16 protein-coding genes and 1 tRNA gene are annotated in these 18,113 nt (G+C 62.8%); 11 read left to right on the top strand and 6 right to left on the bottom strand.

Translation table 11 applies throughout. From position 1 onward, the window contains the following. Positions 1 to 41: 41 nt before the first annotated feature. The 3 genes from I2I01_RS05135 to gap form a co-directional block, all read right to left on the bottom strand. Positions 42 to 377, bottom strand: a complete 336-nt coding sequence (locus tag I2I01_RS05135) for a translation initiation factor (protein WP_196285333.1) — start codon at positions 375 to 377, stop codon at positions 42 to 44. A gap of 95 nt (positions 378 to 472) precedes the next feature. Beyond that, on the bottom strand, positions 473 to 1,342 hold the full coding sequence (locus I2I01_RS05140; RefSeq protein ID WP_196285334.1) for a diacylglycerol/lipid kinase family protein: 870 nt from the start codon (positions 1,340 to 1,342) through the stop codon (positions 473 to 475). 128 nt (positions 1,343 to 1,470) lie between these two features. After that, positions 1,471 to 2,478: a type I glyceraldehyde-3-phosphate dehydrogenase gene (gene gap / locus I2I01_RS05145; RefSeq protein ID WP_196285335.1), complete on the bottom strand. Its 1,008-nt coding sequence runs from the start codon at positions 2,476 to 2,478 to the stop codon at positions 1,471 to 1,473. A 318-nt stretch (positions 2,479 to 2,796) separates the two neighbouring features. Between gap and I2I01_RS05150 the strand changes: the two genes are divergently transcribed. The 9 genes from I2I01_RS05150 (at position 2,797) to I2I01_RS05190 (ending at position 10,408) form a co-directional block, all read left to right on the top strand. After that, positions 2,797 to 2,868, top strand: a tRNA-Glu gene (locus I2I01_RS05150). 420 nt (positions 2,869 to 3,288) lie between these two features. Continuing rightward, positions 3,289 to 3,660 carry a nuclear transport factor 2 family protein gene (locus I2I01_RS05155; RefSeq protein ID WP_196285336.1) on the top strand — a complete coding sequence of 124 codons (372 nt, stop codon included), beginning with the start codon at positions 3,289 to 3,291 and terminating at the stop codon, positions 3,658 to 3,660. Between the two features lie 57 nt (positions 3,661 to 3,717). Beyond that, positions 3,718 to 5,190, top strand: a complete 1,473-nt coding sequence (locus tag I2I01_RS05160; protein ID WP_196285337.1) for an aminotransferase-like domain-containing protein — start codon at positions 3,718 to 3,720, stop codon at positions 5,188 to 5,190. A gap of 66 nt (positions 5,191 to 5,256) precedes the next feature. Continuing rightward, positions 5,257 to 5,805 (top strand): DinB family protein, encoded by a 549-nt coding sequence (locus I2I01_RS05165; RefSeq protein ID WP_196285338.1) that lies wholly within the window; start codon positions 5,257 to 5,259, stop codon positions 5,803 to 5,805. Beyond that, positions 5,802 to 7,364 (top strand): amino acid permease, encoded by a 1,563-nt coding sequence (locus tag I2I01_RS05170; protein ID WP_196285339.1) that lies wholly within the window; start codon positions 5,802 to 5,804, stop codon positions 7,362 to 7,364. The genes I2I01_RS05165 and I2I01_RS05170 overlap by 4 nt, the downstream gene beginning before the upstream one ends. A gap of 357 nt (positions 7,365 to 7,721) precedes the next feature. Beyond that, positions 7,722 to 8,693 carry an EamA family transporter gene (locus I2I01_RS05175; protein WP_196285340.1) on the top strand — a complete coding sequence of 324 codons (972 nt, stop codon included), beginning with the start codon at positions 7,722 to 7,724 and terminating at the stop codon, positions 8,691 to 8,693. 43 nt (positions 8,694 to 8,736) lie between these two features. Then, positions 8,737 to 9,318, top strand: coding sequence for a DUF1572 family protein (locus I2I01_RS05180; protein ID WP_196285341.1), 582 nt, complete (start codon positions 8,737 to 8,739; stop codon positions 9,316 to 9,318). 32 nt (positions 9,319 to 9,350) lie between these two features. Then, positions 9,351 to 9,905 carry a GNAT family N-acetyltransferase gene (locus I2I01_RS05185; protein ID WP_196285342.1) on the top strand — a complete coding sequence of 185 codons (555 nt, stop codon included), beginning with the start codon at positions 9,351 to 9,353 and terminating at the stop codon, positions 9,903 to 9,905. Next, a complete protein-coding gene (locus tag I2I01_RS05190; RefSeq protein ID WP_196285343.1) occupies positions 9,905 to 10,408 on the top strand; it encodes a DinB family protein in 504 nt (167 codons plus the stop codon). The genes I2I01_RS05185 and I2I01_RS05190 overlap by 1 nt, the downstream gene beginning before the upstream one ends. Before the next feature lie 40 nt (positions 10,409 to 10,448). Here the strand turns inward: I2I01_RS05190 and I2I01_RS05195 are convergent, their stop codons facing one another. The 3 genes from I2I01_RS05195 to I2I01_RS05205 all read right to left on the bottom strand — a co-directional run bounded on the left by I2I01_RS05195 (position 10,449) and on the right by I2I01_RS05205 (position 15,091). Then, positions 10,449 to 12,878, bottom strand: a complete 2,430-nt coding sequence (locus I2I01_RS05195; RefSeq protein WP_196285344.1) for an ABC transporter permease — start codon at positions 12,876 to 12,878, stop codon at positions 10,449 to 10,451. A 39-nt stretch (positions 12,879 to 12,917) separates the two neighbouring features. Beyond that, positions 12,918 to 13,607, bottom strand: coding sequence for an ABC transporter ATP-binding protein (locus tag I2I01_RS05200; RefSeq protein WP_196285345.1), 690 nt, complete (start codon positions 13,605 to 13,607; stop codon positions 12,918 to 12,920). Between the two features lie 224 nt (positions 13,608 to 13,831). Then, entirely contained in the window at positions 13,832 to 15,091 is a 1,260-nt protein-coding gene (locus I2I01_RS05205; protein ID WP_196285346.1) for an efflux RND transporter periplasmic adaptor subunit, read from the bottom strand. A gap of 308 nt (positions 15,092 to 15,399) precedes the next feature. On the opposite strand from I2I01_RS05205, the gene I2I01_RS05210 reads away from it, so the two are divergent. Together I2I01_RS05210 and I2I01_RS05215 are read left to right on the top strand one after the other, a co-directional pair. Beyond that, entirely contained in the window at positions 15,400 to 16,773 is a 1,374-nt protein-coding gene (locus I2I01_RS05210; RefSeq protein ID WP_196285347.1) for a sigma-54-dependent transcriptional regulator, read from the top strand. After that, on the top strand, positions 16,763 to 18,106 hold the full coding sequence (locus tag I2I01_RS05215) for a sensor histidine kinase (protein ID WP_196285348.1): 1,344 nt from the start codon (positions 16,763 to 16,765) through the stop codon (positions 18,104 to 18,106). The genes I2I01_RS05210 and I2I01_RS05215 overlap by 11 nt, the downstream gene beginning before the upstream one ends. The last annotated feature ends 7 nt before the right edge of the window (positions 18,107 to 18,113 follow it).

The following is an 18,113-nucleotide window of genomic DNA, read 5'->3' on the forward strand; positions in this document are numbered from 1 at the left end:
GGCATACGCAAACCCCACCGCCGGGGTGCATCCGCTTAGCGTTAACCGCCCGCTTTTTTGGCTTTGTAACCTTCCTTCAGCAACACTTCCAGCACTTTGTCGCGGAAGTCGCCTTGCACCACTACCTCGCCATCCTTTGCGCTGCCGCCCACGCCGCATTTGGTTTTTAGCAGCTTACCCAAAGCTTGTAGGTCCGCATCGGTGCCCACAAAGCCGGTCACAAGCGTCACCTGCTTGCCGCCGCGCTGCTTTTTGTCGAGTTGCACACGCAGCTGCTGTTGCTGCGGCGGCAGCGTAGTGGCCTCCGCCGGCTCGTTGCTTTGGTAAGAGAAATCGGGGTTGGTCGAGTACACGACCCCGGTACGGTTCTGTTTCATGGTTCTAGTTGTCAGTTGCTCGTTGTCCGTTGTTAGCATTTGCATCAGCGTATCGAGTTGCTAACAACGGACAACGAGCAACTGACCACCAAAATCTAAACCGCCACGGCCAGCGCCAGCGGCATTAGCTCCACTTCAAACTCTGTAGCGTGGCCCAGGTAGTCGCCATCGACGTGGAAGCCGATGGGCGCCGCGGCTTGCACCCGTGCCTGTGGCACCCGAAAATACTCGGCCGCCTTGCTCTGGGGCAGCGTGCCCAGGGCCATGGCCAGGCTCACGCGGAAGGCCCGGCCGGCCGGCAGCGCGTCAATCAGGCACACATCGAGTTGGCCGTCGCGCAAGTCGGCCAGCGGGGCGATGTAGGCGTTATTGCCGTACTGCGAGGCGTTGGCAAAGGCCAGCACGTAGCAATCGGTGGCCAGGTGCTGCCCGGCGAGGTCTACTTCCACAGGCACGGCGCGAAAACGGCGGTATTCGCGCAGTGTCACGCGCAGGTAGGTGCTCAGTCCTCGCGAGCCGGCCTGGGCAAAGTGCTGGCTCACGTGCGCGTCGAACCCTAGCCCGGCCGTGCAGAAAAACGGGTGCCCGTTCATCACGCCCACGTCCATGCGGCTGAAAGCGGGCGCAGCCAGCCGGCGCAGGGCCGCCGGCAAGCCCAGCGGCACTTTCAGGTGGCGGGCCAGGCCGTTGCCCGAACCCTGCGGGATGATGCCCATGGCCGCATCGGTGCCCAGCAGGCCGCGGCCTACCTCATTCACCGTGCCATCGCCGCCCACCGCGGCCACCACCGCGAACCCTTCCGCCGCGGCCGTCCGTGCGAGCTCCACGGCGTGCCCCGCGTATTCGGTTTGCCGGATTTCATAGTCGGCCTCCCGCGCCCCAAAGTGCTGGGCGATGAGCGCCGGCATGTCGTGGCGGCGGCTGGGGCCCGCTTTGGGGTTGAGGATGAAGCAGGTTTTGGGCATGGTGCGCACTCAGCTAGCGCTAAGCAAATCAATATAAAAGGTGGAGTCGCCGGGCAGCTACACGAAAAACGCCGCCCGCCCCACCACGGATGGCGAAGCAAGCGGCGTCTTATTTACGAAGCCGGGAGTTAACCGTTCATCTGCTCGCCGAGCTTCTGAATGAGGTCGGCCGTGCGGGTCGAATAGCCGGTTTCGTTGTCGTACCAGCCAATCACCTTGGCCAGCGTGCCGTTCACGGCGGTCAGTTCCGAGTCGAAGATGCAGCTGTGGGGGTTGCCCACAATGTCGATGCTCACCAGCGGGTCGGTCACGTACTCGATGATGCCTTTCAACGGGCCTTCGGCGGCGGCTTTCAGGGCGGCGTTGATTTCCTCCTTGGTGGTTTCCTTTTTCAGAATCACGGTCAGGTCGGTCATCGAGCCATCGGGCACGGGCACGCGCATAGCCAGGCCGTCGAGCTTGCCTTTCAGCTGGGGCAGCACCAGGCCCACGGCTTTGGCGGCGCCGGTGCTGGTGGGGATGATGCTATAGGCAGCGGCGCGGGCGCGACGCAGGTCCTTGTGGGGGGCGTCCTGCAGGTTCTGGTCGGAGGTGTAGGCGTGCACCGTGGTGATGTAGCCTTTCTCGATGCCAAAAGCATCGTCCAACACCTTAGCCATGGGGGCCAGGCAGTTGGTGGTGCAGCTGGCGTTGCTCAGGATGGTTTCGGAGCCGGTGAGGATGTCTTCGTTCACGCCCAACACTACGGTGGGGATGTTGCCGGTGGCGGGGGCCGAAATCACCACTTTCTTAGCGCCAGCGGTGAGGTGCTGGCCAGCACCGGCTTCGTCCACGAAGCGGCCGGTCGATTCCAGCACCACGTCCACGCCCATTTTGCCCCAGGGCAGCAGCTTGGGGTCGCGCTCAGCCAGGGCATGGATGCGCTGGCCGTTCACAGTCAGGCTCTCCTCGTCGTAGCTCACGGTACCATTGAAGCGGCCGTGCACGGAGTCGTACTTCAGCAGGTGGGCCAGGGTTTTGTTGTCGGTCAGGTCGTTGATAGCAACGACCTCCACGTTGTCGCGGCCCAGCAGCGATTTGAAAGTGAGACGGCCAATGCGGCCGAAGCCGTTGATGGCGACTTTAATTTTAGCCATGGTGAAACAGGAAGGGTGGTAAGTGACAGCCCCCAGACTGGCGGCTGGTTTAAAATCGGGGCGAAGATAGTAGAACGGCGCGGGTTGGCGCCGCTTTCCACCATATAGGCCGTCAGGGGTTCGATTCCTCTACCGATTACAACAACCAACTAGCTCCATTGAGGGTTTGCATCCACCAGCCAGCAGCGGGACTTGACATGGTGCGCAAATTTTTCAGCCTGTAAAACAGGCCATTTCCGCTCACACGCCATTTTTTTTAGGCCCGATACTTGCACGGAAGACTTCGCGCCGTACCTTTGCATCATCAAAACGAACAACGGTCCGTTCGTCTAGGGGTTAGGACTGCAGATTTTCATTCTGCCAACAGGGGTTCGATTCCCCTACGGACTACAAACGATGCCCTTCCTGCTTGCAGGAAGGGCATTTTCGTTTTCCGGATATTCCTTTTTGAGCCCCGCGTGGTCAATGAACGATGCGGCATGGGTACGGCGGCGCAATTTGGGTTAGCTGCACCTGCCCCCTAAGGCTAAACAATGCCACGAAGCCCAGAGTGCTTGGCACATTTAATATCAGGGAAACTTCTGTCTCTGTGGCACTTTTTGCCTTGTCTGAATAACAGTGCATGGTCATTAAGGGAGTGGACGCCCTAGCGCAGGCCTCGCTGGTGGTGTGCCGACAATTCCAAGCTTCGTGCAAGGGCCAACTGTACCGGTGTAATAAGTGGAAAACTGCCTCTGTTTTGGCGGTACAGCCTTCCGGACTTTTGTCGGGTTCCTGCACCGGCCGTGCTACTACCCTTCTGCTATTACCATGACCCTCGAACAAGCCACCGCCTTCGCCCACGACTGGGTCGACAGCTGGAATGCTCACGACCTGGACCGCATTATGGCCCATTACGCCGAAGAGCTCGATTTTTGCTCGCCACTCATTAAGCAGCTGGGCGCGGACGCCAGCGGCGTGCTTCGCAGCAAAGCCGCCTTGCGCGCCTATTTCGCCACGGGCCTGACCCGCTACCCCGACCTGCGCTTTGCGCTACAGCAGGTGCTGCCCGGCGTGCAGTCGGTGGTGCTCTACTACCGCAGCATCAACGACTGGCCGGCCGCCGAATACATGGAGCTGAACGCCCAGGGCCTGGTGCAGCGGGTGCGGGCACACTACGCGGCTGCAGCGGCCGGCGCCTGATTCGCGATGCATCCCCGACAGGTTTATCTTGCTCATTAGCATTATTCTTGCCTTGCCATGAACCCTGCACTGCCCGTCGCTGCCCCGCTGCACAAATACCAGGTGGTGGCCCACCACCTGACGGCCCAGATTCGGGGCGGGGTGCTGCGCGCGGGCGACAAGCTGCCCTCGGTGCGGGTACTGAGCCGGGAGCAGGGGCTGAGCGTGAGCACCATCTTGCAGGCCTATTACGCGCTGGAAGCGAGCGGGCTGGTGGAGGTCCGGGCCCAGTCGGGCTATTACGTGCGCCCGGTGGGCCGGCCCGCTCCTGCCCTGCCCACGCCCACACAGCCCGCCGCGCATCCGCCGGAGCTGGCGGCCTTCAGCGAGGCGGAAGACCTGATTGCTGAGTACTCGGCCCACATGCACCGCCCGGACCTGCTTCCGCTTTCGGTCTCGGTGCCCGACCCCTCGGTGCTGCCCGTGGCCCGGCTGGCCGAGGCCGTGCGACGGGCCCAGCAACAGCTGCCGCAGGCCGGCACCCGCTACGAGCCCGTGCAGGGCAACCTGCTGTTGCGCCAGCAGATTGCCCGCTACAGCATGCTGTGGGGTGGCCAGCTCACCGAGCACGAGCTCATCGCCACCGAAGGCTGCATGGCGGCTGTGACGTTGTGCCTGCTGGCGCTCACTAAGCCCGGCGACACGCTCGCCGTGGAAAGCCCCACCTACCTGGGCGTGCTGCAGCTGGCCCGCGCCTTGGGCCGGCAGGTGCTGGAGCTGCCCACCCACCCCGACACCGGCGTGGAGCTGGATGCCCTGGCTGCTCACCTGGCGGCGGGCCGGGTGCAGGTGTGCCTGTTCACGCCCAACTTCAACAACCCCATGGGCAGCTGCATGCCCGAAGCCCACAAGCGCCGACTGGTGCAGCTGCTGGAGCGCTACCAGGTGCCGCTGATTGAAGACGACCTCTACGGCGACCTGCACTTCGGCGCCCAGCGACCCAAGCCCTGCAAGGCTTTCGACACCTCGGGGCTGGTGCTTTGGTGCGGCTCGGTGAGCAAGACGCTGGCGCCGGGCTACCGCGTGGGCTGGGTGGCCCCGGGTCGCTATGTGGAGCAGCTCAAGCGGCTCAAGCTTTACCAGCAGGTGGCTTCGCCGGGGCTCACGCACCAAGCCATTGGCTACCTGCTGGCCACTGGCCGCTACGAATTGCACTTGCAGCGGCTGCGGCGCTTTCTGCTGGACAACTACCGGCGCTACGCCCGCGTCATCGAGCAACACTTTCCGGCCACCAAGGTCAGCCGGCCGCAGGGGGGCTTTCTGCTGTGGGTGGAGCTGCCGGCGGGCGTGGACGCCACAGCGCTTTTTCGGCGGGCGGCGCAGGCGGGCATCAGCCTGGCGCCGGGCCGCATGTTCACGCTGCACGAGCAGTACCACAATTGCTTTCGGCTCAGCTACGGCCTGCCTTTCGGTGAGGAAGTGGAAGCCGGCCTCATTCGCCTGGCCGGGCTCGTGCGCGAGGCCATCGGCCTGGCCGCGCCGCCTGCTTAAAGCGGGTGGCATCCCCCATTTGGCTTCCCAAAAACAGGCCTTGCGGCCCCCACCACCCCACTCCGCATGAAACAACTAAAATGGTTTGAACGCGAATTTTCCCAGTCGGCCGACCCGCGCCTGCTGCCTTCGCTGCTGGAGCGGCTAGCGGGCACGCCGGCCCGGCTGGAAGAAAAACTGGCCGCAATGCCTTCTGAATGGCTGACTGCGCGCGTGGACGGCACCTGGAGCATTCAGGAAAACGCGGGCCACCTGGCCGACCTGGAACCCCTGTGGCTGGGCCGCCTCGAAGACATCGTGGCTGGGGAAGCCGAGCTGCGCCCGACGGATTTGAACAACGAAGCCACCACCCGGGCGGGCCACAACGCCACGCCCCTGCCCACGCTGCTGAGCAGCTTCCGGCAGCAGCGCCTGCGCGCCGTGCAACGCCTGCAGGCGTTGGACGCAGCCATGCTGGAACGGTCGGCTCTACACCCGCGCATGCGCACGCCCATGCGGCCAACGGACCTGTTTCTGTTTGTGGCCGAGCACGACGACCACCACCTGGCCCGTATCAGCGAGCTAAGGCGCCAACTTGAAGCCTTCTCCCCTACTCATTCCCTCTCACACTCATGAGCAACATCTTCGCTACCAAGCCCCTGGCAATCTTGCTGGGCGAGGCCAATGCTTCCGGTCACGGCGCGCTTAAGCGCACCTTGGGCGCGGGCAACCTTATTGCGCTGGGCGTGGGCGCCATCATCGGCTCCGGCCTGTTTATTCGCACGGCCAACGCCGTGTCGCAGGCCTCGGGGCCGGGCGTGACGCTGGCGTTTGTGCTGGCGGCGCTGGGCTGCGTGTTTGCGGGGCTGTGCTACGCCGAGTTCGCGGCCATGATTCCGATTGCCGGCTCGGCCTACACCTACGCCTACACCACCATGGGCGAGTTTGTGGCCTGGGTTATCGGCTGGGCCCTGATTATGGAATACGCCCTGGGCGCGGCCACCGTCAGCATTGGCTGGAGCGAATACCTCAACAAGCTCTTGCAGGCGTTTGGCATTCAGATGCCCTACGCCTGGTGCCATTCCCCGCTGGAAAGCGCCGTGCTTGGCGGCGTCACGCAGCACGGACTCATCAACCTGCCGGCCGTGCTGGTGGTGGTGGCCCTGAGCTTGCTGCTTGTGAAAGGCACGCAGGAATCGGCAGTGTTTAATTCGGTGATGGTAGTGGTGAAGGTAGCCGTGGTGCTGCTCTTCATTGGGGTGGGCTGGCAGTTCATCAACCCCGCCAACCACACGCCCTACCTCATTCCGGAAAATGCAGCGCCGGTGCGGAACGCGGCGGGTGCGGTGGTGCGCGAGTACTCGGCCTGGAACAAGCACGGCCTGGGCGGTATTCTGGGCGGCGCGGCCATTGTGTTCTTTGCCTTCATCGGTTTTGACGCCGTGAGCACGGCTGCGCAGGAGGCCAAGAACCCCAAGCGCGACATGCCGCTGAGTATTCTGGGCTCGCTGGTCATTTGCACGGTGCTTTACATCCTGTTCGGGCACGTGCTCACGGGGGTGGCCAACTGGCGCGAGTTTGCCGACCCTTCGCTGGGGGCAGAGGCCTCGGTGGCCTATGCCATCCGGGCGCACATGCCGGGCTACGGCTGGCTGGCCACGGCCGTGACGCTGGCCATTCTGCTGGGTTTCTCGTCGGTGGTGCTGGTGATGCTCATGGGCCAGAGCCGCGTGTTTTTCTCCATGGCCAAAGACGGCCTGATGCCGCCGGCCTTTGCCGAGCTGCACCCACGTTACCGCACCCCTTACAAGTCCAACCTCATGCTTATGGCCTTTGTGGGCTTGTTCGCGGCCTTCGTGCCCGGCTCGCTGGCCGGCGATTTAACCTCCTTCGGCACGCTGCTGGCCTTCGTGCTGGTGAGCGTGGGCGTGTGGCTGATGCGCCGCTCCCACCCCGAGCAGCCCCGCCCGTTCCGTTCGCCGCTGTCGTCGCCGCGCTTCCCGCTGGTGCCCGCGCTGGGCGCCGTCCTCTGCACCTTGCTGATTGTGGCCCTGGATGCCTTTACCCTGCAAGTGGCCGGGGTGTGGATGCTGCTGGGCTTCGCGGTCTATTTCCTCTACGGCCGCCGAAACTCCAAGCTGCAGCAGGGCATCGTGGTGGTGCCCGAAGAATTGGCTGAACCAGCCCAAGGGTAGGTTTCCGCCGCTTCACGTTTCCAATTCCGTGCGGGAACGGTTCTACTAGCGCGTTGCCCAGTACCTGCGGCAACCCTTGGAGGATATTGCCTTTCCTTTCGAGGCACTGCAGAGAGCCCGTTGCTGCATGGGCGTTCACGACACAGCTAACGAGCAGGCGTTTTGTCCGGGCGCATACCTACTTGGCTGAGAATGCAAGCATTGAGTTGCTTGTAGCCAGTGAATCAGGCCATAGCCGCCTCTTGCGTCACACGCCGGTGCTGCAGCACGCCAATTTCCTTGAAGCCTGCGTTTGCGGCTTGTTCCCGCTTTGGTCCTTTGGCAGGGCCTTCTCAATCATTTTCATTATGTCCCTCTATGCCCGCGACAGCTGACTCTCCCGTGCGCCGCAGCGGCCCGCTCGCGCCCCGCGTGACCGCACCCGGAGCGGTGGCCCTGGCGTTTGCCGCCATTTATGTGATTTGGGGGTCGACGTATTTTGCGGCGCTGGTGGCGCTGGAAACGCTGCCGCCCTACCTGTTGATGGCCGCCCGCCTGCTGCTGGCCGGCGCTTTGCTGGCCGGCCTGAGCCAGCTGCGCGGGCAGCCGGCCGTGGTGCGGGCCGGGTGGTCCCGCAATGCGGCGTGCGGCGTGCTGATTCTGGGACTCGGTAGCAGCTCTACGGTGTGGGCCGAGCAGGTGCTGCCCAGCAGCCTAGCCGCCATTCTGGCTACCACGGTGCCGCTGTGGCTGGCGGTGCTCGACTGGCCGCGCTGGGCGCAGTACCGACGCGAGAAGCTGCGGTTGCTGGGTTTGCTGCTGGGCGCGCTGGGGGTAGCGGGCTTGTTTGGTGGACAGCTCACGGAATCGGGGGTGCGGGTCCTCAGTCCGGGGTACTGGCTGGGCGTGGGGGCCGTTGTGGGTGGCAGCCTGTGCACTGCGGCCGGGGCCCTGCTCACCCGCTACTGGGTCGCGCCGGGTTCTGCGCTGCCCAATGCGGCGCAGCAGTTGCTGGCTGCGGGGCTGTTCTGCGGGCTGGTGGGCTGCGGCGCGGGCGAGTGGGCGCGCGTGGCGCCGGCCCAGGTCAGCGGCCGGAGCCTGTGGGCCTTGGGCTACCTGGTTGTGTTCGGCTCGGGGGTGGCTTATCTGGCTTATCTGTGGCTGCTGCAGGTGCGGCCGCCGGCCGTAGTGGGCACCTACGCCTACGTCAACCCGGTGGTAGCGGTGCTGCTGGGGGCCGGCCTGGCCCACGAAGCCATTCGCTTGCAACAAGTGCTGGCCCTGGCGGTGATACTGGGCGGCGTCTGGCTTATCAACCGCCCGGCTCCGGGCCACAAGGCTCCTAATTGAATTCAAGCAACACGACTCTTTTCACCCTTCAATGACTATTGCCATGGCTCCGGACTACCTCACCAGTGTCAGAAAACAGTTTGAGTACTACAAGCTGCTCGGCGACCAGACGTTTGCCCAGGTGCCTGATGAAGCCCTGTTCTGGCAATACAACGCCGAGAGCAACAGCATCGCCATCATTGTGCAGCACCTGTGGGGCAACATGCTCTCGCGCTGGACCGATTTCCTCACCTCCGATGGCGAGAAGCAGTGGCGCAACCGCGACGCGGAATTTGAAGCCCACATCCTGACCCGCGACGACTTGCTGGCCAAGTGGGAAGCCGGCTGGGCATGCTTATTCACGGCTTTGGATTCCATCACCGAAGCCAACCAGGGCACCACGGTGTACATCCGCAACCAAGGCCACAGCATCACCGAAGCCATCAACCGGCAACTGGCGCACTACCCCTACCACGTGGGCCAAATTGTGTTTCTGGGCAAGATGGCGCTCGATAGCCAGTGGCATTCCCTGTCCATCCCGCGGGGCCATTCGCAGGGCTACAACGCCGAGAAGTTTGCCCAGCCCAAGCGCACCGCCCACTTCACCGACGAGTACCTGCAGGGGCGTAAGCCCGCCGCCTCCTAACAACAGTGCCTTCCCCTTATTCGCCTGCACTCATGCACGCCTCCACCACCCCTGCCCAACCCGGACCAGCGGCCCGCTCCCAGGCGGAAAACCTCCGCATCCTCACTTTCCAGCCCGAGTACGCCGCGGATTTCAAGCGCCTCAATGCAGAATGGATTGAGAAGGACTTCGTGCTCGAAGACCACGACCTAGAGATGCTCGACCATCCCGAAGCCTACGTGCTGCAACGGGGCGGCCAAATCCTGCTGGCCGAGCATCAGGGTCGAATTGTTGGGGCCTGCGCGTTGCTGCGCATGGGTGCCGATACGCTGGAGCTGGCCAAAATGGCCGTGTCGCCGGCGGCGCAGGGGCTGGGCATTGGCCAGCGCCTGGCCCAGGCCGCCCTCGACGCGGCCCGCAGCATGGGCGCGCGGCGCGTGTACCTGGAAAGCAACACCGGGCTCACCGCGGCCATCGGGCTCTACCACAAGCTGGGGTTCCGCCAGATTGAGCCCGACCGGCCCTCGCCCTACGAACGGGTCAACATCCACATGGAGCTGCTGCTGGATGAAAGCCCGGCCGCGGCGTCTACTTCGTTGAACTCCTGATGGAAATTCGCACCATTGCCTCATTCCTCGATTACCACGGGAAAATCCGTCAGCGAACCGACCGCCTGGTTGCGCTGCTGCCCCCCGACCAGCTGGACTGGCGCTGCCGGCCCGGCAGCTTAACCCTCGGCGATACCGTGCGCCACCTCGCGGCCATCGAGCGGTACTTGTACGCCGAAGTAGCGGCGGGCCGACCGAGTGCCTACGCGGGCTGGGGCCGGGAACTGGCGGCGGGCCCTGCCGAGGTGCTGCACTACTACCACCGGTTGCGGGCCGAATCTGCCGCCATTCTCGGCAGCCTGACCGACAGTGAACTTCAGCAGAAACGCCTCATGCCGGGCAACGCGCCGATTACGCTGTGGAAATGGCTCCGGGCCCTTCTGGAGCACGAAATCCACCACCGGGGGCAGCTGTACGTTTATCTGGGGCTACTGGGCGTGCCCACTCCTCCCCTCTTCGGCCTCACCTCCGAAGAGGTAGCTTCCCAAAGCTGCCGGGGTTAGGTGCGTGGCTGGTGCGGCTGCCAGGCACGCGCAGGAATCCTTACTGCGCTCGCAGGTTAGAAACCGGGTTCATGGTAGCGGCGCGCACGGCCTGGTAGCCCACCGTGAGAAAGGCCACAGCGGCCGCAGCCAGCCCGGCCACCAGGAAGGCCCACAGCGGCATATCGATGCGGTATGCAAAGTCCTGCAGCCAACGGTTCATGGCCAGCCAGGCGGCCGGGAAGGCAATGACGGCCGCCACCAGCACCAGCACCAGGAATTCCTTCGAGAGCAGGCCCACGATGCTGCCCACGCTGGCGCCCAATACCTTCCGGATGCCAATTTCCTTCTTGCGACGCTCGGCCGCGTAGGTGGCCAGGCCGAACAAGCCCAGGCAGCCCACGAAGATGGCAATGCCGGTGAATAGCCAGAGCAGCGACTTGAGCTTATCCTCGGCTTTGTACATCTGGTCGAAGTTGTCGTCAAGAAACTTATACTCAATGGGGCTGTCGGGGCTGAACTTGGCCCACACCTGCTTCACGCCTTCCACCGAGCTGCCGATGTTGTCGGCCTTGAGCTTCACGGCCACTTTCCAGTAGGCGCCGGGGAAAATCTGGAGCACGGCGGGTTCCAGCCTGTCGTAGAGGCTCTTGTAATGAAAATCCTTCACCACGCCGATAACCTTGCCCACTTTCAGCGAGTCGGGGTTTTTGTCGTTCCACACCTTCCACTTCAGAGGTTGGCCCAGGGCTTTTTCGGGCGTGCCGAAGCCCAGCTCCTTCACGGCCGTTTCGTTGAGGATGAAGGCCTGGTCTTTGTCGGTTTTCAGCGCCGGCGAGAAGTCGCGGCCGGCGATGAGTTGCATGCCCAGGGTTTTGAGGTAGTCGTAGTCTACCATCAACTGGGTTACGCCGTGCTCCTTGTCCTCGCCGTTTTTGGGCACGATGATGCCGTCGCCGGCCACCTGGTCGCCGGGGAAGCCGTAGCCGATGCTGGCCGAGGCCACGCCGGGCACCTGCGCCAGCTCGTTCTTAAAGGCGTCGTAGTGCTCCTTCATGTTGTCGCCGCGCATGGGGAAAAACATGATTTGGTCGCGGTTGAAACCCAAGTCCTTGTTGTGCAGGAAGCTCACCTGCCGAAACACCACCAGCGCGCACACAATCAGGAACACCGACAGCGCGAATTGCACCACAATCAGCCCGTGCCGCAGCCACTGCACCCGGCCAAACACACCGTCCGTGACCACGGCACTTTTCAGCACTTTTACCGGCTGAAAACCTGACAGCACCAGCGCCGGGTAGAAGCCCGCCACCAGCCCCACCACCACGGTCAGCAGCCCCAGCAAACCCAGCAGTGCCGGATTGGCCAGCAGGTCGAACGTCATGGTTTTGCCCGTGAAGGCATTGAGCGAAGGCAGCAGCAAGGCCGTGAGCACCGTGGCCAGCACCACGCTCACCAGCGTGAGCAGCACGGTTTCGCTCAGAAACTGCAGCATGAGCTGCTCGCGGCTGGCCCCAATGGTTTTGCGGATGCCCACTTCCTTGGCCCGCTGCAGCGATTTGGCCGTGGACAGGTTTACGAAGTTGAAGCCCGCAATCAGCAGAATGAAGACGGCAATGAAGCTCAGGGCCTTTACGTAGGTGATGTTGCCCTTCGTCGACATGTCGTACTTGAAATTGGCCGAATACAGGTGGATTTGGTGCAGGGGCTGCAGATACGTCACCTCTTTAATCTGGTCGTCGGCGGGCAGGGTCGGGTTCACCACCTGCGTCACGTAGCGCTGCAGCTTGGCCTGGGTTTGCTGGGCGTCGGTGCCGGGGCGCAGCTTCACGTAGGTGAAAAACTGGTGCCAGCCCCACTTTTTCATGCGCTCCTTGGGCAGGCCGGCCGCCGACAGGGGCAGCACATAGTTGATGGGCAAGTGGAATTTAGAAAGGCCGCCGCGCAGCACGCCTTTCACCAGCAGGCTCTGCTTGTTCACCTTAATTTCCTTGCCTACCGGGTTTTCCTTGCCGAAAAAGTTGGTCGCCACGTCCTCGGCCAGCACAATGGACGTGGGCGCGTCCAGCGCGTGCTCGGCCGAGCCGTATTTGAACGGCAGCTCAAACATGCTGAAGAAGGTAGAATCGGCAATGACGCTGTTGTCGACGTAGAGCTTTTTGTCGCCCACTTCCACCAGGTTGTTCGAGGCCTGCATCAGGATGCGCATGGTTTGCTCCACTTCCGGAAACTCCTGCTTCATGGTGGTGGCGTACATGGGCGGCACCGGCGCGGCAGTTTCCCGGGCATCACCCCTGAAATGGTCGGCGTAGAGGCGGAAAATCCGGTCGCCCTGCGGCACAAACTTGTCGAATTGCAGCTCGTCGTGCACAAACAGGCCAATGAGCAGGCAGGCCGTGAGCCCCAGCGCCAGCCCTGCAATGTTGAGAAAAGAAAAGCCTTTGTGCCGGACCAGGTTCCGGTAGGCCACGAGGAAATAGTTCTTGAACATGACTTCTGAGCAGAAAATCGGGCGAGATATAAGGGCTGGTTAGGCCGAGAAAGCCGGCTGCCGGTTTTCGAGCACCACCTGCCCGTCCAGCAGCCGCACGACGCGGTGGGCATACCGCGCGTCGTGCTCCGAGTGGGTCACCATCACAATGGTGGTGCCGCCTTCATTGAGCTCGGTGAGCAGCTCCATCACCTCGTTGCCGTTACTGGAATCGAGGTTGCCGGTGGGTTCGTCGGCCAGAATCAGGCGGGGGCTGTTTATCACGGCGCGGGCCACGGCCACGCGCTGCTGCTGCCCGCCCGAGAGCTGCTGCGGAAAGTGGTTGCGGCGGTGCATAATCTGCATCTTTTCCAGCACCGCAGCCACTTTTTCCTTGCGCTCGGCCGCGCCCACGCCCAGGTATATGAGCGGCAGCTCCACGTTTTCGGCCACCGTCAATTCCTCAATCAGGTTGAAGCTCTGAAACACGAAGCCGATGTGCTTTTTGCGCAGCTCGGCCCGGCGGCGCTCCGAGGCGTGCGCCACCTCCGCCCCCGCAAAGGCAAACTGCCCGCCGTCGGGCTCGTCAAGCAGCCCCAGGATGTTGAGCAGCGTCGACTTCCCGCAGCCGCTCGGCCCCATGATGGCCACGAACTCGCCTTCGTTCACGGCCAGCGACACGTTGTTCAAGGCCTTGGTCTGCACCTCGTCGGTGCGGTAAATCTTCTCGAGGTTTTCGATTTTAATCATGGGATGGGAAGTGGAAGTGGGCTGGTGAACGGGAGAAGGTAATTTTTGCAGAAAAAAGATGGGGTTGTGTTCGCATTCGGTTGTGTGGAACGGTCTTGCCGAGTGCCGCCCAAGCAGCGCTACCGCTTCGTTGCAGCGAAGCCAAAGCACTCACCAAGTACCATTTGTGGCAGCGCCGCTTCGGCCGCGCCCGGCAAGACCGTTCCTTTTATGTTCGTGCCGGGCTAGTTCGACTTGGCGCGCAGCTCTAACTCGCCCATGTTTTCGTAGCCCTCGTAGCTGGAGGTTATCACCCGGTCGCCGGGCTTGAGGCCTTCCAGCACTTCGTAATAGTCAGGGTTTTGGCGGCCCAGCCGGATGTCGGCTTTGTAGGCCTTGTCGCCGTTTTCGCTCACCTTGAAAATCCAGTTGCCACCGGTTTTCTGGTTGAAGCCGCCTTTGGGCACGCGCAGGGCCATGGTTTGGTCGCTCAGGGCCAGGCGCACCGGCAACGACTGCCCCTGGGCGAGGCCGGCAGGCGTTTCGCCGGTAAACTCCAGGTCTACCTGCACGCCCTTGGCCACTTGCGAAAAAATCTTCTTCACGCTCAGCCCATACACTTTGCCGTTGAGGGTGATATCGCCCTTCTGGCCAGGGAAAATGCGCGAGATGTAGTACTGGTCCACGGTGGCGCGCACCTTCAGGCCGGTCAGCATGTCGAGCTGGCCGATGCGCTGGCCGCGGGTTTTCAGTTCCCCAATCTCGGCGTTGAGCGATGTGATGCGGCCGGCCGCGGGCGCCCGGATGGTGAGGTCGTCGAGCTTGCGGCGCATCAGGGCCAGGTTGCTTTGCATGCGCCCCACCGACTGCTGCATCTGGTTGATTTGCTCCCGAATGACCAGCGAATCGTGCTGCAGGGCCTGCCCGCTGAGCTGCTTGCGGCGGCGCTGAAAATCGTAGGCGTTTTTGGTTTGCTGGTACTCCTGCCGCGCTATCACCTTTTGGTCGTAGAGGCTTTTGTTGAGGTCGTAGAGGCGCTTGGCCTCGCGCAGCTGGTTGTCGATTTCGGCCTGCTGATTGAGTTGCGTGATGCGGTTTTGCTGGAGCAGGTTGCGGGTGTTGTGCAGGTTGTTCATCAGGTCGAACACGGCGGTTTCGCGGTTCACCATTTCGAGCTGCAGGTCGGTGTTGGCCAGCTGAATGATGGGCTGGCCAGCCTGCAGGGCCGCGCCATCTTCCACCAGGATGCGCTGCACCGTGCCGCCCTCCGGCGCGTCGAGGTAAATGGTTTTGATGGGCATTACCACGCCATCCACGGGCACAAACTCCTGAAACGGCCCGCGCGACACGGTGCTGATGGTGATACGCTCGGGGTCGATGTTGAGCTTGGCCGGGCCGGCCGAGGTGAGCAGCAGGGCCGCCACGGCCACCACCACCAGGGCCAGCGCGCCCAGCAGCAGCAGCTTAGCTGGGGTCCAGGTTTTCTTTTGAATCAGTTCGTCCATGTGCTTGGCAGCGTTTCAGCGGCCTGATTAAAGGCCCATGCCTCGACACACGAAGAACGATGCCACTTTGTCAAATCACTGATTCACAAATTATTAAATTTATAACCAATTAAAGCAGCGCCTAAAACGTACGTTTTTGATACACCAACCGTCCGCTTTTGATACAACGCTGCAACACCGCCGGGTTAAAATCATCTATCAGGCGCTGCAAAGGCAATTTTTAGAATCTAGTACAATTGTGGCTGGAAATGCGGTGCTTCGCGTCCGCAACGGGCCGCGGGCTTCGATTTGTTTAGCGTTACCGATTCATGATTCTGAAAAAAGCGCGCATTTTGGTGGTCGACGACGACACAGACGTGTTGTTTGCCGTGCGCATGCTGCTCAAGCCCGAGGTGCAGGAAGTAGTGACCGAGAAGAACCCCGAGCTGCTGCTCTCGCTGCTGAGCAAGCAGCGCTTCGATGCCATCTTTCTCGACATGAACTACAAAAGCACCCTCGGCACCGGCAACGAGGGCTTGTATTGGCTGAGCCGCATCCGCGAAAAAGACCCCAGCGCCACCGTCATCATGATTACGGCCCACGGCGAAATCAGCACGGCCGTGCGCTCCCTCAAGGCCGGCGCCACCGATTTTCTGGTGAAGCCCTGGCACAACGCCCAGTTGCTCGAAACCCTGGCCGCGGCTTTAGAGCCCCGCGAGGCCGGCAACGCCCCCAGCGCCCCGCCCGCGCCCCGCCGCGCGGCCTCTTTTGCCGAGTTTTCCCTGCTCGGCGAATCGGAAGCCATGCAGGAGGTGTTTCACAAAATCGAAAAAGTGGCCCCCACCGAAGCCAACGTGCTGCTGCTCGGCGAAAACGGTACCGGCAAGGAGCTGGTAGCCAAAGCCCTGCACCAAAAGTCTTTCCGCGCAGCCAAACCCTACGTGACCGCCGACCTGGCCGCCATGAGCGAGGGCATCTTCGAGAGCGAGCTGTTTGGCCACAAGCGGGGCGCCTTCACCGACGCGCGCGAGGACCGGCAGGGCCGGTTCACGGCCGCGTCGGGCGGCACGCTGTTTCTGGACGAAATCGGCAACATTTCGCTGGCCCAGCAAGCCAAGCTGCTCACGGCCCTGCAAAACCGGCAGGTGATACCGGTGGGCAGCAACGCGCCGGTGCCCATCGACATTCGCTTGATTTCGGCCACCAACGCCCCGCTCTACGAGCTGGCGGCCCGGCAGCAGTTCCGCAAAGACCTCATTTACCGCCTCAACACCGTCGAAATCACGCTGCCGCCCCTGCGGGCCCGCGGCGATGACGTGCTGCTGCTGGCCCGGCATTTCGCCGGCCTCTACGCCGCCCGCAACCGCAAACCCACGCCCGCCTTCGAGCCCGCCACCCTGCAAAAACTCAAGCAGCACCCCTGGCCGGGCAATGTGCGCGAGCTGCAGCACGCCGTGGAGCGGGCAGTCATCCTGACCGAAGGCGAGGTGCTGCGGCCGCAAGATTTCCAGTTTTCGGCCATGGAAAACGTGGCCGCCGGGGCGGCCGGTGCCGAGGAAGGCCCCTTGCAACTGAGCAAAGTTGAAAAAAACACCATTCTGCGCGTGATTGAGCGCCACAACGGCAACATCACCAAGGCCGCCAAGGAGCTGGGCCTCACGCGCACTGCCCTCTACCGCCGCCTCGACAAACATGACCTTTAAGCGGCTGGAACTTGGCCTGGCGCTGCGCCTGCTGGTGCTTTTTGCGCTGCTGTATGCGGCCGAACGGCTGTTTGCGCGCGGCCAGTTCGGGCTGCTGGGGCTGGCCGTGTTGCTTCTGGGCCTCGCCGTATGGGAGCTGGGCCGGCACGTGACCCGGGGCAGTAAGGCCCTGGCCGATTTCATGGCCGGGGTGCAGTACCGTGACTTCTCGCAGCACTACAACGAGGCTCACCCCAACCGCGCCCTGCGGCCCCTACACGCGGTGTTCAACCAGCTCAGCGCCACTTACCGGCAGCTCAGCGCCGAGCGGGAAGCCCAGTTCACCTACCTGCAAACCGTGTTGCAGCTCATCGACACGGGCATTATTTCCTACGACGCCGACGGGCAGGTCGAATCCATCAACGAGTCGTTCAAGCGCACCCTGGAACTGCCCTACCTCCGGCACATGAGCACGCTGCAAAAGCGGCTGCCAGCGCTCTACGAAGCCATTGGCCAGCTCCGGTCGGGCGCGGCCACGGTGGTGAAGCTGACCGTGGGCCGCAAGGCGGTGCAGCTGCTGCTTTCGGCCACCACCTTCCGCCTGCAGGGCCGGGAGTTTACGCTGGTGGCCTTCAAAAACGTGAGCCACGCGCTGGAAGAAAACGAAACCGAAGCCTGGCAGAAGCTGCTGCGCGTGATGACCCACGAAATCATGAATTCGGTGGCCCCCATTGCCTCGCTGGCCGACACGCTGCGGCGCGACCTGGGCCGCGAGCTGGAGCTGGCGCCCGCTGCCGTGCGCGCCACCCTGGAGGATGTGGTGGAAGGCGTGGGCATTATTCAGCACCGCAGCGAGGGCCTGCTGCAGTTTGCGCAGGTTTACCGCGACTTCAGCACCATCAGCGCCCCTCAGCTCACCACCGTGTACGTGCAGGAGCTATTCGATAGCATCCGGGGGTTGATGACGACCCAGTTGGCCGAAAAGGGCATTGAGCTCCTGACCACGGTGGAGCCCCACGACCTGTGTATGCAAGCCGACTCACGCCTGATGGAGCAGGTGCTCATCAACCTTGTGCTCAACGCGGCCTACGCGGTGCGCCTCAGCCCCCAGCCCCGCATTCAGCTGCTGGCTCGCCACTTGGCGGAGGGCCAGGTAGGGCTGGAAGTAGCCGACAATGGCACTGGCATCGCGCCCGACGTATTGGACAGCATCTTCATTCCTTTCTTCACCACGCGCAAAGGCGGCACGGGCATCGGCCTGAGCCTGGCCAAGCAGATTATGCACTTGCATGGCGGGAGCATCAAGGTGCAAACCGCCCTGGAAGCAGGCACTACGTTTCTGTTGGAAATGTAGTGCCCTC

This window comes from Hymenobacter properus, from assembly GCF_015694735.1.
In the GTDB taxonomy this organism is placed as follows: domain Bacteria; phylum Bacteroidota; class Bacteroidia; order Cytophagales; family Hymenobacteraceae; genus Hymenobacter; species Hymenobacter properus.

What these genes read in the sequence shown, in the direction of transcription:
- I2I01_RS05200 (WP_196285345.1), bottom strand. Translation starts at nt 13,607, where the DNA reads ATGATTAAAATCGAAAACCTCGAGAAGATTTACCGCACCGACGAGGTG.
- I2I01_RS05175 (WP_196285340.1), top strand. Translation starts at nt 7,722, where the DNA reads ATGCCCGCGACAGCTGACTCTCCCGTGCGCCGCAGCGGCCCGCTCGCG.
- I2I01_RS05135 (WP_196285333.1), bottom strand. Translation starts at nt 377, where the DNA reads ATGAAACAGAACCGTACCGGGGTCGTGTACTCGACCAACCCCGATTTC.
- I2I01_RS05160 (WP_196285337.1), top strand. Translation starts at nt 3,718, where the DNA reads ATGAACCCTGCACTGCCCGTCGCTGCCCCGCTGCACAAATACCAGGTG.
- I2I01_RS05205 (WP_196285346.1), bottom strand. Translation starts at nt 15,091, where the DNA reads ATGGACGAACTGATTCAAAAGAAAACCTGGACCCCAGCTAAGCTGCTG.
- I2I01_RS05210 (WP_196285347.1), top strand. Translation starts at nt 15,400, where the DNA reads ATGATTCTGAAAAAAGCGCGCATTTTGGTGGTCGACGACGACACAGAC.
- I2I01_RS05165 (WP_196285338.1), top strand. Translation starts at nt 5,257, where the DNA reads ATGAAACAACTAAAATGGTTTGAACGCGAATTTTCCCAGTCGGCCGAC.
- I2I01_RS05215 (WP_196285348.1), top strand. Translation starts at nt 16,763, where the DNA reads ATGACCTTTAAGCGGCTGGAACTTGGCCTGGCGCTGCGCCTGCTGGTG.
- I2I01_RS05155 (WP_196285336.1), top strand. Translation starts at nt 3,289, where the DNA reads ATGACCCTCGAACAAGCCACCGCCTTCGCCCACGACTGGGTCGACAGC.
- I2I01_RS05195 (WP_196285344.1), bottom strand. Translation starts at nt 12,878, where the DNA reads ATGTTCAAGAACTATTTCCTCGTGGCCTACCGGAACCTGGTCCGGCAC.
- I2I01_RS05185 (WP_196285342.1), top strand. Translation starts at nt 9,351, where the DNA reads ATGCACGCCTCCACCACCCCTGCCCAACCCGGACCAGCGGCCCGCTCC.
- I2I01_RS05190 (WP_196285343.1), top strand. Translation starts at nt 9,905, where the DNA reads ATGGAAATTCGCACCATTGCCTCATTCCTCGATTACCACGGGAAAATC.
- gap (WP_196285335.1), bottom strand. Translation starts at nt 2,478, where the DNA reads ATGGCTAAAATTAAAGTCGCCATCAACGGCTTCGGCCGCATTGGCCGT.
- I2I01_RS05170 (WP_196285339.1), top strand. Translation starts at nt 5,802, where the DNA reads ATGAGCAACATCTTCGCTACCAAGCCCCTGGCAATCTTGCTGGGCGAG.
- I2I01_RS05140 (WP_196285334.1), bottom strand. Translation starts at nt 1,342, where the DNA reads ATGCCCAAAACCTGCTTCATCCTCAACCCCAAAGCGGGCCCCAGCCGC.
- I2I01_RS05180 (WP_196285341.1), top strand. Translation starts at nt 8,737, where the DNA reads ATGGCTCCGGACTACCTCACCAGTGTCAGAAAACAGTTTGAGTACTAC.